The 14,304-nt window shown below is 36.5% G+C and carries 10 protein-coding genes and 1 pseudogene; 5 read left to right on the top strand and 6 right to left on the bottom strand.

Translation table 11 applies throughout. From position 1 onward, the window contains the following. Together KSHG_RS18460 and KSHG_RS01865 are read right to left on the bottom strand one after the other, a co-directional pair. A partial coding sequence (locus KSHG_RS18460) for a hypothetical protein (RefSeq protein ID WP_010301001.1) occupies positions 1-539 on the bottom strand: 539 nt, incomplete at its 3' end. A 924-nt stretch (positions 540-1,463) separates the two neighbouring features. Further along, positions 1,464-1,925, bottom strand: coding sequence for a chemotaxis protein CheX (locus tag KSHG_RS01865; protein ID WP_010300996.1), 462 nt, complete (start codon positions 1,923-1,925; stop codon positions 1,464-1,466). Between the two features lie 377 nt (positions 1,926-2,302). Here KSHG_RS01865 and KSHG_RS01855 point away from each other — a divergent pair, with 377 nt between their 5' ends. The 3 genes from KSHG_RS01855 (at position 2,303) to KSHG_RS01845 (ending at position 7,565) form a co-directional block, all read left to right on the top strand. Beyond that, positions 2,303-5,917 (top strand): dynamin family protein, encoded by a 3,615-nt coding sequence (locus tag KSHG_RS01855; protein ID WP_010300992.1) that lies wholly within the window; start codon positions 2,303-2,305, stop codon positions 5,915-5,917. Between the two features lie 4 nt (positions 5,918-5,921). Further along, complete coding sequence (locus KSHG_RS01850) at positions 5,922-6,737, top strand: sulfurtransferase (RefSeq protein WP_010300989.1); 816 nt, start codon at positions 5,922-5,924, stop codon at positions 6,735-6,737. A 147-nt stretch (positions 6,738-6,884) separates the two neighbouring features. Continuing rightward, positions 6,885-7,565, top strand: a complete 681-nt coding sequence (locus KSHG_RS01845) for a TerC family protein (protein ID WP_010300986.1) — start codon at positions 6,885-6,887, stop codon at positions 7,563-7,565. A 58-nt stretch (positions 7,566-7,623) separates the two neighbouring features. Here KSHG_RS01845 and pepF read toward each other — a convergent pair whose 3' ends face one another. The 3 genes from pepF to gdhA form a co-directional block, all read right to left on the bottom strand. Beyond that, the gene (gene pepF, locus KSHG_RS01840; RefSeq protein WP_010300983.1) at positions 7,624-9,435 is read right to left on the bottom strand and encodes an oligoendopeptidase F; all 1,812 of its coding nucleotides are present in this window, start codon (positions 9,433-9,435) and stop codon (positions 7,624-7,626) included. Positions 9,436-9,607: 172 nt separating this feature from the next. Beyond that, positions 9,608-10,294 carry a phosphoribosylaminoimidazolesuccinocarboxamide synthase gene (locus KSHG_RS01835; RefSeq protein WP_010300980.1) on the bottom strand — a complete coding sequence of 229 codons (687 nt, stop codon included), beginning with the start codon at positions 10,292-10,294 and terminating at the stop codon, positions 9,608-9,610. A gap of 193 nt (positions 10,295-10,487) precedes the next feature. Then, positions 10,488-11,855, bottom strand: a complete 1,368-nt coding sequence (gdhA, locus tag KSHG_RS01830) for an NADP-specific glutamate dehydrogenase (protein ID WP_010300977.1) — start codon at positions 11,853-11,855, stop codon at positions 10,488-10,490. 177 nt (positions 11,856-12,032) lie between these two features. On the opposite strand from gdhA, the gene KSHG_RS01825 reads away from it, so the two are divergent. Beyond that, positions 12,033-12,491 (top strand): YaiI/YqxD family protein, encoded by a 459-nt coding sequence (locus KSHG_RS01825; protein WP_010300972.1) that lies wholly within the window; start codon positions 12,033-12,035, stop codon positions 12,489-12,491. Between the two features lie 277 nt (positions 12,492-12,768). Next, on the top strand, positions 12,769-13,398 hold the full coding sequence (locus tag KSHG_RS01820; RefSeq protein WP_010300969.1) for a DsbA family oxidoreductase: 630 nt from the start codon (positions 12,769-12,771) through the stop codon (positions 13,396-13,398). 66 nt (positions 13,399-13,464) lie between these two features. Here KSHG_RS01820 and KSHG_RS15885 read toward each other — a convergent pair. Further along, positions 13,465-14,293, bottom strand: a pseudogene (locus KSHG_RS15885) (squalene/phytoene synthase family protein). Between the last annotated feature and the right edge of the window lie 11 nt (positions 14,294-14,304).

Below are 14,304 nucleotides of genomic sequence, written 5' to 3'. Positions count from 1 at the left end.
TAAAAGGCAGCTTGTACGGCAAAAGAGCAAGACATTAATTTACAAAAATCGATTGGTTCGTTATTTAAGCGCTCGTACATATGTGTTAAATATTGAGCACTTCCTTCAATTGCCTGCGTGAAAGATGTTAATTCTAAAACATATTGTAAACGTGCTCCTTCAGAATGAAATGTCTTTTTTTCTAGTTCGCATTGCAGCCAATTATAGAAAAAATCACCGAGTATGAAAGCGTTCGCTAACGTATTTTGGCGTTCTTGATGAGACAGTTCAACGATATATTCAAATGTTGGATGTTGAATAAATTGCTTAATCATCGTATATTGCAAAGGCTGCTCATTGGCGGTTTCTCGATTTAAAATTGGTTCGTAGCGCTGTTCACTCAGTGCAAACCAAAGATCGCGACAAAGCGCATAAAAAAATGAAGTTTGTTCATGGTTTGAAATTAACTGCTTTAAAACGGGGATGTTAGAAACGTTCTGCTCAAAAAATTCAAATCTTTCCTGTGACGTAACGAGTGTACTCTTTTGATAATTAAACATTGGTAATCCTCCCTTTGCAATCTATTTTGATTGCTCTCTATAGTTAATTTATATTTATAAAACAACCAAGTGAATAAAAATGGGTAAGTGAAAAAGAAAAACATATGTATGTGTGCAATATGCGAAGGAACAAAAGTCTGACTTTTTCGTCTTATTAATTTATAAGTTTAACGAGCGCTATATAAAAATGCAATGGAAGAATATTGCAAAAATGAGCTAAAAGTACGTATACCAACGTATTTTCATGTTAAAAAACATAAAATACACCTATATTTTCATTGAAAATAAAAACATATTAACGTAAAATTAAACCTTTATATACATAAAAAGGAATATGTAAAATCGTAGTTAAATAAAAAGAGCGGTCAGAGGAAATTGACGATGAAAGTGAGACAGTGTAAAAAAGACACTTCTTTTAAGTCGAACTTGATGGACGCTTTCTTTAGTCATGGCTGAAGTCTCCTCGTTTGCAAGTTCTCTGCCAGGTATTCCACTCATACTCTTTACCGACTCAACACCATCAAATTCTTGTTGAATGACCTTTTCCATTATTGAGTCGATGAAAGATAATTTGAATTACAGTAGTTGATGTAGGACTGAATGACAATGCCATTTGTTGTGCTCAAAAGTCCTTCAAGATAAAATGTCTCTCTATTATTCACCGATTGATGATCAATGTGACGATTATTTTGTACTCCCACATACGTCCATAAATTCTTTCAGTAGTACTTGTGTAAATTTCATCTTAACTACTTTATTTTGCTTCGTATGAATTTTGTCTATTAAAAACACCTCTAAAGATTAGATTCCTTTGAACGTGTCATTTTTTAAGTTGTCTCAGATTGTTAGATTAACTTCGGAATTTAACATTCCGATGACTCTTTTCTTACAGTTTGTTTCATTATTATACTCCTAGCTTTTTTGTCAGTAATCGTCATCATCAATTGTTAATAGAACATTCATCTCGCCGAGATCTGAAATCGTAATAGGAAGTTTAAAAGCGTGTTGAAAACCGTATAGTTTCGTTTCACCAATCATAACAGTAGGTGGTGTAATGTCTAAATCGAACTGTTGCTCAACACAATATGTACAAAACTTACCAGCTGTCATATTTCCAAATTCACCGATGAATGATTCAAGCATTTCACCATTAATTTCCATACCATACATCGCAAGACCGATCTGACTAAAAATCGACGTTTTCGATTCTAAAATAATACGTGCACGAAGATCCCCAATAATCCCAATTAAAACACCTGCTTCGTGTTGTGTGAACGGTTGTTTATATAAAGAGGGGGCACCAATTTTTACATTTTGCGGAATGACTTCTTGTAATGCTTTAATCAACCCATTTAAAAGAATTTGTATCTGGTTTGAATTACTCATATTTAACCTCTCTTTTGTGACTTTTAATCTAGTGTACCATAGAGGAAATGAAAAATACTAATCACACTTGACGTTTTTTGAAATGTTTTATATGATAATGATAATCAATGAGAATGAATTTCATTATAAGTTTACATATAATATTTTATATTTTAAAGGAGCGAGACGAGATGGTAGCAGCATTTATCGGAGGCGCAGTCGTTGTTTATGCAGTCGTAATGAAGCAAGTATTAACGAAAACAACAGCTCATTTACGTTAACAATAAAAATCTTCCTGAATAAGGAGGATTTTTTTTATGAGTCGTGTAAAATGAGATAGGAAACATGGCTAAAGTGTGAACAGTCAATATACGTATATAAAGGAGTTTGAACTAAAAATGGCGAATTTTGAAGAAAAAATTCAATTGCTATTAAAGCAAACTGCATTGAATTACATGACATACAAGCGCAATGAAGATGACGAGCGCATGCAAAAGTCTATTTTATTTGCAGACAAACTAATTAAAAAGGAATTTACAATTGGATTTGCGGGGCATTTCTCGGCAGGTAAATCCAGCATGATTAACGCCTTAACAGGTGATCAATTGCTTCCTTCAAGTCCTATTCCTACAAGTGCCAACGTTGTAAAGGTACATAAATCAAAAGATGATTATGCAATCGCATATTTAGTAGATGATGAACCGGTTAAATTCGACGCAGATTACGACATTAAAACAGTGAAAGAATTTGCGAAGAATGGGGCACTCGTGTCACAAATTGAAATTGGTCATAGCCAGTCTGTATTACCAGAAGGCGTGACGGTAATGGATACACCAGGAGTCGATTCGACAGATGACGCACACCGCATGTCTACAGAATCAGCGCTTCACTTAGCGGACATTGTTTTTTACGTAATGGATTACAATCATGTTCAATCAGAATTAAATTTCCAATTTACGAAAACGTTAATGAAATACAATCCAAACGTTTACTTAATCGTGAACCAAATTGATAAACATAAAGATGTGGAACTTTCATTTGAAGAATTTAAACAATCTGCTGCACAATCATTTGCTAATTGGGGCGTCGTACCGAAAGGGATGTTCTTTACATCACTACGTGACGTAAACAATCCACACAATGATTTTGAAAAAGTGAAAACGATCGTTATGGACAGTATGGATGGCTGGCAAGACCAACTCGTTGCGAACGCTGAAAATACAATTGCACAACTTCAAGCAGAACATGGTTTATATTTAGCACAGCAAAAACAAGAAATTTTTGAAGGCAGCTCAGAAATATTATCAGAAGATGATTGGGAGCGTAAAGACGATATTGTAGCTGAATATGAAACGGTCGTTCGTCAATTAGAATTGTATTCGGTTGATAAATGGGAAATTAACTACAACACGAAAGTGGATGAGTTATTAGAAAATGCCGTTTTAATGCCATTTGAATTACGTGACTTATTAGCAAAATATGCAGAATCGATGCAATTAGACTTTAGCGTTGGGGGACTATTCGGTAAAAAGAAAAAAACAGAAGCCGAACGTCTAGCACGAAAAACAGCTTTAGAGGCGAAATATAAAGAAGTAATCGGTGCTCAAATTTCAGGGCATATGTTAACGATTATGAAGCAATCTTTAAAAGACGTCGGTGCTTTATCAGATGAAGAGTCGTTAGCAATCGATGATTTTAAGTTTGATATTCCATTTAGCGTTATTGAAGGGGAATACCGTCAAAATGCAACAGCTGGTGACGCGTTATTGAACTTCGCTAATCGTGTCGTATCGGCAACACGTATTTGGTTTAAGCGTGAAACAGACGATTGGAAACAAAATAAAAAAGAAATGGTTGAACTGTTAGCCGCGACGCACATTGAGCCACTTAAAAAGAAAAAACGTACATTAGAAGAAAAAGTACAGATTATTCGTGCATTCAAACAAGTAGAAGCACAAGAAAAATATTTTGGTATTCAACAAAATGTTGATATTCATACGATCAATCAAGAAGCTGATAAATTAACGAATAATTGGATCAAAGAACGTCGCGAAGCGTATGATCAAATGCGTCATTTCGATCCTTCTATGATTACAGTAGAAGAAGAAATGGTCGCAGAAGACCAAGCAGAAGAAGAAACGCAACAACAATACAATATACAACTTGCTGCAACCGTAGAACATGCTTTACGTACAGCGAACGCTGTTGAACCGATTGATGGGTTTGAAGAAATTTCTACGTACCTTCGTAATAAAATCGCTCGTTTAGAAGAAAAAGATTTCACGATTGCTTTATTCGGTGCGTTTAGTGCTGGGAAATCTTCTTTCTCTAACGCATTAATGGGACAAAAAGTGTTACCTGTATCACCGAATCCAACGACGGCAGCGATTAATAAAATTCGCCCAGTATCACCAGAACATCCACACGAAACAGCAGATGTGAAATTGAAAACAGTGGAGCAAATGACAGAAGATATTATCGCATCTTATGCAGCGATTGGTGTAGATGCAACGTCATTAGAAGATGCTTTTGCGAAAGCACAACAAGCATTAGATATCGAGTTAGTCGATGAACGCTTACACGTACACAAATCATTCGTACGTGCTTTCAGTGAAGGGTATCCACTGTTCAAAGAGAAGTTAGGAACGGTGTTGCGTACGAATTACGAAGACTTCGAAAAATTTGTCGCACAAGAAAATCGTTCATGTTTCGTTGATTCAATCGATTTCTATTTCGATTGTGAATTGACACGTATGGGTGTAACACTAGTAGATACACCAGGGGCAGATTCAATTAATGCACGTCATACAGGTGTTGCATTTGAATACATTCGTAATGCCGATGCCATTTTATTTATTACGTACTATAACCATGCCTTCGCACGTGCAGACCGTGAATTTTTAATTCAATTAGGTCGTGTGAAAGATGCGTTTGAATTAGATAAAATGTTCTTCGTTGTGAATGCGATTGATTTAGCTTCTGATGATGAGGAACGCAATGATGTAATCGATTACGTGCGTAATGAATTATTACGTTTTGGTATTCGTAAACCACGTCTTTTCGGCGTATCTAGTTTACTCGCTTTAAAAGAAAAAGTAGAGAAACAAAACTTTGAATCTGGTATGCAACCTTTTGAAGAAAACTTCCACCATTTCTTAGAAAATGAATTAACGGCGATTGCTGTTCAATCATTAGCAGAAGAAACGGAGAAAACAGAGGAGCGTCTTTCATCATTAATTGAACAAACAGAACTGAATTTAGCGCGTAAAGATGAACGTTTAGAAGAACTTTCTTCAATTGAATCGTTTATTACGAAATATTTTGGACAATCCGCTGCAGCTGTTATTCAAAAAGACGAAGCGACAGAACAAAAAGATTTAGTTTACTACGTGTTACAACGTGTGTACTTACGTTACACAGATTTCTTTAAAGAGTCTTATAATCCAGCGGTATTCAGCACGAAATCAACGTCTGTTGCACTTGATTTTGCTTTAAAAGAATTAGTTGCATCATTGAGCTTTGATTTCGAACAAGAAATGCGCGTAACGAATTTCCGCCTTTCTAAATTCATTACGAACCGTTTTAAAGAACGTTATACGACAGATGTTCGTAAAATGAAAGATTTGAATGAAAGTTTCTCATTTATGCCATTTGAAATGGAAGATCCAGAAATTCTTGAATTCACAGGTCCATTTGATAACTACAATAAATACAAAGAAGTAAATAAATTGTTTAAAAACTCGAAAGCTTTCTTCGAGAAAAATGAACGTTTCCAATTGCGTGACCGTTTGGAAGAAGTATCAAAACCAGATGCGAAAGCGTATTTAGATGAGCAAAGCGCTCGTTTAACTGATTGGGCAAATGAGATTATTACACAAATGGCTGATGAACTTCGCTTAGATTTACAAAAACAAGGCTTACGTCAAATAGAAACAGAACGTGCTTTATTACAAGAAGATAGTAAATTGGCAGAATGGAAATCGATTTATACGAACTTAGTGACAGGAGCGTAATAAAATGAGCGTATTCATTTCAGCAAAAGATGTACAAAAAAGAGGACATTTCATTGATGCACGGTTTGATTTAGCTAATCGAGATTATGGCAAACAACAATTTGCGAACGGCCATATTGAAAAGGCCATTTATTGGGATATCGAAGACGATTTATCGGATATGCAATCAACAAACGGTCGTCATCCAATGCCTACGAAAGAACAATTAGAAGTACTTTATCACCAATCGGGCTTAACGTACGATCAACCGATTTACGTCTACGACGAAGGTGGGCAACCTTTTGCAGCTCGTGCGTATTTTATACTCGTATACGGTGGCTTTAAACAGGTGAAAATTGTTCGAGAGGGATATGAAGGATTGCGTGAAGCAGGTTTTTCAACGACTAAGGACGAACTAGTTGAACAGACAGCGATGCCGATTCAATGGGATGAATCCGTTTATGTCGACCGTGCATACGTGAAAGAAGTCGTAGATGGAAAGCGTATGAACGTATTGTTAGATGCGCGAGCAGCAGCGAGATATCGCGGGGATTTTGAACCAATTGATCACATAGCAGGTCATATTCCAACCGCACGTAATTTTGATTGGGAACAACTCATTCAAAATAACGAATTGCGAGAAAATGCAGCCATTAAAGCAACGGTTTCACAAGATGAATCGATTATCGTTTATTGTGGCAGTGGCGTTACAGCTTCACCTCTTTTTGCGATGTTAAAAGAAATGGATTATCCAAATGTTCAATTATATATGGGGAGTTTCAGCGATTGGAGTCTTCATGAAGAAGTTGCACGAGTAACAAATGATGAGGAAACACTTTAATCCGTTGTGACAATTATTTAAAACGACCTTTTTTCGAGTATTTCGAAGAAAAAAGGTCGTTTTATTGTGCGGAAATATTACTTTCCGCTGTTCTTTCCAATGAAAAGGTGTAAAATTAATTCATATTTAAAAAGGAAGTGTAGAAAAATGGATGCAGAATTTCTTGGTAAAATTATTTCAATTATTTTACTTGATATCGTCTTAAGTGGCGATAATGCGGTTGTTATCGCTCTAGCATGTAGAAAATTAAATCCGGCACAACGTAAAAAAGCGATCGCCTTCGGGACGATCGGTGCCGTCGTATTACGTATCGTATTAACGGTCGTTGCCGTTTGGATTTTAGATATTCCATTCGTCAAATTTGTAGGAGGATTATTATTACTTTACATTGCGTGGGATTTATTAAAATCAGGTGATGAAAATCCCGATATTAAAGGGAATTCTGGTCTTTTTGCAGCCGTACGTACAATTATTATTGCCGATTTCGTGATGAGTTTAGACAATGTTTTAGCAGTAGCAGGTGTAGCAGATGGTCATGTCGGCTTAGCTGCACTCGGTTTAGTCATTAGTATTCCAATTATTATTTTAGGTAGTCAAGTGATCATGAAGTTGATGGAGAAATTACCGATTCTCGTTTGGATTGGGGCTTTATTAATTGCTTATACAGCTGGTAAGATGCTCGTAGAAGACAAATATGGACATCGCTACTTGGTCGCAACAACGATTCCACAAATGGAATGGATTGTACCAATTGTTGTGATGGTATTATTAATCGCAATTGGTCTTTGGACGAAGAAAAAACAAACAAGAAATATTCCTCATTCATAACGAAAAATCCTCTTTTATCGATTGTTGATAAAAGAGGATTTTTAAATTTACATACGTACTATTGATTTTCAATCTCTTCTGTTAGTTGTTCTAACTGGTCAACTAAGCTACCGATAAAGGCGATTGTTTCTTTTAAAGGCTGGTCTGTCGTAATGTCGACACCTGCTGTTTTAGCAAGCTCTACAGGTGAAACAGAGCCGCCAAGTGATAATGTTTTCAACCAATCATCTACAGCTGGTTTACCTTCGCGTAAAATACGTTGTGATACTTGCGTTGAAATCGTTAGCCCTGCACTATACGTATAAGAATACAAGCCCATATAATAGTGTGGTTGACGCATCCACGTAAGCTCCGCACCGTCATTGATGACGATATCTTCTCCCCAGAATTGTTGAAGCACTGAGTGGAAAATAGTATTTAACGTCGAAGCATTTAACGCTTCACCAGCATCGATTTTTTCATACACTTGACGTTGATAAGCTGCCTCAAGTAAATGCGTGACGAAATTATGGAAGTACGTACGTGCGATAATCGTTGAAATGACCCAACGTTTGAAGCGAGGATCATCCGAATTTTCGAGTAAGTAATTTGCCATTAGCATTTCATTCATTGTGGAAGGGGCTTCAACGAAATAAGTAGATGAATTACTGTTAAACAATGTTTGCGTATTATTTGCACGCATGAAATGACCTGCATGACCTAATTCATGTGCGAGAACGAACAATTCGTTCATACGACTCGTCCATGAAATTAAAATATAAGAATGTGAACCGTAAGGACTCGCACAAAATGCACCTGTTGATTTCCCTTCATTTTGAGCGAAATCAATCCATGAGTTGTCAAAAGCTTCTTGAATCATATCGACGTACTCTTCACCTAAAATTGCGAGTGCTTTTTGTAAGTAATCTTTCGACTGTTCAACGGTAATTTTCGGTTCGAATTCAGGATCTAATGACGTTTTTAAGTCGGCAATTGAAATCGTATCCAATTGATGCGATTTTTGAAGTAACTTCGCATAACGGCGCATATGAGGTGCAAGTTCTGCCATCGTCATATCAATTTGACGATCATAAAGCGTACGGTCGACTTCTTGTTTTTCTAATAAATAGTCAATAACGGAATCGTACCCACGTAATGAAGCGATTGTTTTTTCCGTCGTTACGTGTGTGTTGTACGTTTTGGCTGTCGTGTTTTCGAATTTTTTTAGCTCTTTCGAAAAAGCATTGAATGCTTCTCGACGAATAGCGGTATTTTCTTCAACTTCCCAATCACCTTCAAATAAATTGTAGCTGTTCGGATATGTTTCGCCGTTTACTTCAAAATCAGGGAAGTCGATATCCATTAATTTTGTCGTATTATACAAACCGTAAGGCGCGTTGATTGTTTCTTGAAGAGAAGCAAGTGCTTTTTCAGCTTCTGGGTGAAGTAAATGTTGCTTACGCGCTAATAAATTTTTCAGTACGTGCGCATAGTTTGGGTTTTCTTGCTGTGCTTGTACTAATATTTCTTCTGGAAGCGCTAAAATATCGCTATCAATAAATGATAGGGTAGCACTAATTTTAGCAGCAGAGGCACTGAATCTCGCGTAGCGCATTTGCGCTTTTTCATTCGTAGCATCTGTCTCAGGATCTAATTGTGCATAATTCGCATAAGGTGTTGCTTCTGTTAACAATTGCTCATGCGCTTGAATTAAAGCGATGATGTCTTGTGCTGTATGTACTTGACCTTGCCATTGCTGTTGAATCGCTGTCGCACGTTCAATAAATTGAGGAATCGCTGCTTCGAACTCCTCGTCATTTGCGACGAGGTGCGATAAATCCCATTTTTCATTTTCAGGAACGTCTTGGCGTTTTGGTGCACTTTTAATCATAATCTATCTCTCCTTTTTAATTCGGTAATCGAATAACTTTATTATATATGAATTTTCCGACTTTTTAAATAACTGTTGTATAAATCGCTTCTTATTTTATGTAAAAAACAATACGTGCGTAAAAAAACAAGAATCGATTATTTTTCGACCCTTGTTTACTATTACATTAAACTTATTTTAATAAAATTTTTTCTAGTTGAATCGGATTAATAAGAGAATTACCATCGTATACGTGCATACTGTTGGCAGAAATTTCATTAATGAGTAAAATATCGTTCGTTGTCGTATCGCGACCGAATTCAAATTTAATGTCGTAAAGTTCTAAGCCTTTTTTAGCTAAATCCATACGAATAAATTCGGCGATATCTTGTGCTTGTTGACGAATATAAACATAATCTTTCTTCGACATAATGTGCAAGGCTTCCATCGTATCCCCATCAATCGGTGGACGCTCTTCAAAAGCATCTTTTAAAACCATTTCTGTTAGAGAATCTAATTCTTCACCGTGTTCTACGAAATCGTTATAACGTTCTTCAAACGTACCAATCGCACGAAAGCGAACAATTACATCGAGACCATTCGTTCCGAATGATTTTGTATCTTTAACAGTTAGCGTTGCTTGTTCTTCATCTTTTGAAATGAAATGTGTTGGGACGTCAATCGCATTTAACTTTTTAAAATAATAAGCAGATAAATTCAAACTTGATAGGGCAGCCCCTGGTATTTTCTTTAAAACGGATTTGGCTGCTGGATCGAAAACACCTTCTGTTCCTGTAACATCATCTTTAAATTGAAGCTGTAATGCACCACTGTCTAAACGATAAACATTTTTAGTTTTGCCTGCGTAAAGTAATTCCATTGTTAATCAATCCTCCTGTCCATCTAATTTGTATTGTAATAAAAAAGAAGGAGAGAGGCGTAGAAAAAGAATAAAAGAAGGAATTTAATGTAAATATGCATGAGAATATTAAAAAAAGAAGCATGTTCTGAAAATGAACATGCTTCAGCTATTTAGTAAAAAATCTAAAAAACAGATGAAATCTATGCTTAAATTAGATAATTCCTTGTGCTAACATCGCATCGGCAACTTTTTCGAAACCGGCAATATTTGAACCGAATAATAAGTTTCCTTCATGACCGTAACGTTTTGCAGCGGCACTTGATTCATTATAAATGTTGATCATAATTTGGTGTAATTTTTTATCGACTTCATCGAAAGTCCAAAATTGGCGTGAACTATCTTGGGCCATCTCAAGTGCTGAAACGGCTACACCACCTGCATTGGCAGCTTTCGCTGGTGCAAATAATACGTTATTTTCTAAATAAACGTCAATTGCTTCTAAAGTAGATGGCATATTCGCACCTTCACCGACTGCTTTCACACCATTTTCAACTAAAAGGCGAGCAGATGCTTCATCAATTTCATTTTGTGTAGCACATGGAAGTGCGATGTCACATGGGATTGTCCAAATGCCTGTACAGCCTTCTGTATAAGTTGCTTCAGGACGTTCTTTCACGTATTCTATAATACGTGCTTTACGTACTTCTTTAATATCTTTGAGAAGGGCAAGGTCGATACCTTCCGGATCGTGAATATAACCGCTTGAATCAGATGCAGCAACGACTTTCGCACCTAATTGCTGTGCTTTTTCAATCGCATAAATGGCAACATTACCAGAACCAGAAACGACGACTGTTTGATTTTGGAATGATTCTTTAATTTCTTGAAGCATTTCATCTACGAAGTATACACAACCGTAGCCTGTCGCTTCTGTACGTGTTAAAGAGCCACCGAATGAAAGTCCTTTACCTGTTAATACGCCAGGTTCGTAACCACCACGAATACGTTTGTATTGTCCGAATAAGTAACCGACTTCACGACCACCTACACCGATGTCTCCAGCAGGAACGTCTATATCTTGACCAATATGACGATAAAGTTCTGTCATGAACGCTTGACAGAAACGCATAATTTCATTGTTTGATTTGCCTTTTGGATCGAAGTCTGAACCACCTTTACCACCACCAATTGGTTGACCTGTAAGTGAATTTTTGAAAATTTGCTCGAAACCTAAAAATTTAACGATTGATTCGTTTACAGAAGGGTGGAAGCGAAGTCCGCCTTTGTACGGTCCAATTGCAGAGTTAAATTGAATACGATAGCCACGGTTTACTTGTACTTTACCGGCATCGTCCATCCAAGTAACACGGAATTTTAAAATACGTTCAGGTTCTACGATTCGTTCTAAAATACCTGCTTCCATTAATTCAGGGCGTTTTTCAAAAACAGGTGTTAAAGAATAAATAATTTCTTTAGCTGCTTGTAGAAATTCGACTTCGTGACCGTTTGTTTCCACAAGTTTGTTATAAACGCTATCGACATAAGTTGTTGCAGTTGTATTTGTTGTTAAAGTGACCATTAAAAAAACCCCCATGTGTGTGTTAAGTTTTGTGATGTCCTTATCGTAAATTGAAATCCGAAAAAATTCAATTATCAAAATACTTAAAAATTCTGAAAAAAGAAAATTAAAAAACAATTAGAGAGAAAGAAATTCATTTAAATGGAATGGGTTGTTCGCTTAAAGGAGTGAGGAAAAATGCTAAAAATTTGTATTGATGGAGATGGTTGTCCGGTCGTAGATGAAACGATCCACGTGGCAAAGCAATTAGGTATACACGTCTTCATTTTTTGTGACACATCTCATGAGATTGTAAGAGAAGGTGTAGTTACAGTAACCGTTTCCAAAGGCAGTGATTCCGCGGATTTTGCTCTCGTGAATAAAATTAATAAAGGCGATATTGTTGTGACACAAGATTACGGTCTTGCCACGATGGTGTTAGCTAAAAAAGGGTTTTGTATCGACCAAAATGGGAGAGAATACACGAACGAAAACATTGATTTACTGTTAAATATTCGTCATATAAACAAAAAAATTCGTCAAGGTGGAGGAAGGACGAAAGGGCCGAAAAAGAGAGAAAAAAACGCTAATGAATTGTATGAAAATAAATTTCGACAATTTTGTGAACAAATCATTTTAATAGATAAAATAGATTGATTATATATCGAAATTAGATTGATTAAGAGCACATTTCATAAAAAAGAATGTTTTTTCGAAAAAAAAACGATGTATAACTAAAAATGTCAAGTGTTTTGATGTGTCTTTCAGTGAGTGAATTTATACCGAAATAAATACGGTGATGACGTTCGTAAACGACAATTTTCACAAAATGTTGTGTAGAGAGTCTTTTTATGAAGCGAAAAATCGCCTTTTTTTAATTTGCACGTAAAGTGAGTCGTAGAAAGTGACTTACAAATTAGAGGAGATGACCATTTTGAAAATTCAATTGTATGCAGATTTTACTTGTCCATTTAGTTATATGGGGAAACGTCGTTTAGATGAAGTGATGGAAGCAAGTGAGGAACCGATTGAGTTTGAATGGAGAGCTTTTCAATTAACACCAGAGGCATCTAAAGAAAAAGCGATGCCGACAGTGGAATTGTTAGCGAAAAAATTCCATAAAACATATGAAGAAACGCTTGCAACGACGAAAAGACTTCGTGACCAAGCAGCAAATGAATTTGGCTTAACGTACAATTATGAGACGATGCTTGCACCGAATACATTGAATGCGCATCGTTTAACGTATTGGGCAGCAACACAAGGAAAATCACATGAAGTCGCAGAAGGTTATTTTGCTGCAATTTTCACACACGGTAAAGATTTAAACCGAGAAGAAGATGTGTTAGAAGTTATTGCAAATGCAGGACTCGATGTCGAGGAAGCAAAAGCTATTTTACGAAGTGATGCTTATGAAGCAGACGTACAAGCCGATCGTTCACAAGCGATTCAAAATGGGATTCGAAGTGTGCCAAGTTACGTTATTAACGATGAAGCTTTAATTACAGGGGTACAACCGGTAAGTACATTTGTCCAAGCAATTAACGAACAACGTGCAAAATAAATACGTAATATAAAAAGAGGAAGGCATGAATTCATGCCTTCCTCTTTTTTGATGGATTGAACGTAACTACTTCGTTTCTTTCTCTAGTTCGGCTACAGTTGCTTCAACTTCTGAACGAGTGAGCTTTTCATTGCCTTTTTTCCATCGTTTGTAGCGTTTTATGCGCGAGTGCAAGTGGCACTTTACAGAACATTAAAATGCTACGTTTCGTAATTTGTTTATTGTATAAATCGGCTTTATGCAAATTCTCTTTCGCATAATCAAATAAATCGGCACGCGTCCAACCTTCTGGAACGAAGCAGACACCGCGTTCTGCATCTTCCTCTTGGTTACGTAAAATATTTACAGCTTGTAAACCACGACCGTAGCCGATTGCTAATTCACGATCGGTTTCAATGCCAGTAAATGTGTACCAAATATCTGATAGCATTGTACCGACTAAACCAGCTACATAATATGTGTAATCATCTAAATCTTCTTTTGTTTTACATACCCAGCCCTTTAATGCCCATTTTGCCATTCCTTCAGCCATTTCAGCAGTAGATGCGGCTACTTTTTCACGAATAACATTAGGACATAGTGTAAGCCAGTCATTTAGGCGTAGAGACACTTCGGGTAAAATCGCTTTGTAAGAAGAAATCGCTTCTTCGTAAGCATCTTGGTCAAACGGTGTTACGTTTAACAGTTCGGCTGTTTTCGTCAACATACGTGCTTTTTCTTCTACTGAAATGTCTTCGTGGTCTTCAATTTCATCAATCGCACGCATACATAAATAAGCAGTTGCGACAGTCGTTTTAATATCTTTTTCTAAAAAGGTAATAGGAATAAAGAATGTACGGCTCGTTGCTTTTAAAACAGCCATCGCTTCTTTGTATAATTGTTTTTGTTGTATCACTGAAGATACCT

It is taken from the genome of Kurthia senegalensis, assembly GCF_000285595.1.
Lineage (GTDB): Bacteria > Bacillota > Bacilli > Bacillales_A > Planococcaceae > Kurthia > Kurthia senegalensis.
This window is presented reverse-complemented; position numbering and strand designations above follow the sequence as displayed.

Excerpts from the sequence above, each read along its gene's own strand:
- KSHG_RS01865 (WP_010300996.1), bottom strand. The coding sequence starts at position 1,925 with ATGAGTAATTCAAACCAGATACAAATTCTTTTAAATGGGTTGATTAAA.
- KSHG_RS01855 (WP_010300992.1), top strand. The coding sequence starts at position 2,303 with ATGGCGAATTTTGAAGAAAAAATTCAATTGCTATTAAAGCAAACTGCA.
- KSHG_RS01850 (WP_010300989.1), top strand. The coding sequence starts at position 5,922 with ATGAGCGTATTCATTTCAGCAAAAGATGTACAAAAAAGAGGACATTTC.
- KSHG_RS01845 (WP_010300986.1), top strand. The coding sequence starts at position 6,885 with ATGGATGCAGAATTTCTTGGTAAAATTATTTCAATTATTTTACTTGAT.
- pepF (WP_010300983.1), bottom strand. The coding sequence starts at position 9,435 with ATGATTAAAAGTGCACCAAAACGCCAAGACGTTCCTGAAAATGAAAAA.
- KSHG_RS01835 (WP_010300980.1), bottom strand. The coding sequence starts at position 10,294 with ATGGAATTACTTTACGCAGGCAAAACTAAAAATGTTTATCGTTTAGAC.
- gdhA (WP_010300977.1), bottom strand. The coding sequence starts at position 11,855 with ATGGTCACTTTAACAACAAATACAACTGCAACAACTTATGTCGATAGC.
- KSHG_RS01825 (WP_010300972.1), top strand. The coding sequence starts at position 12,033 with ATGCTAAAAATTTGTATTGATGGAGATGGTTGTCCGGTCGTAGATGAA.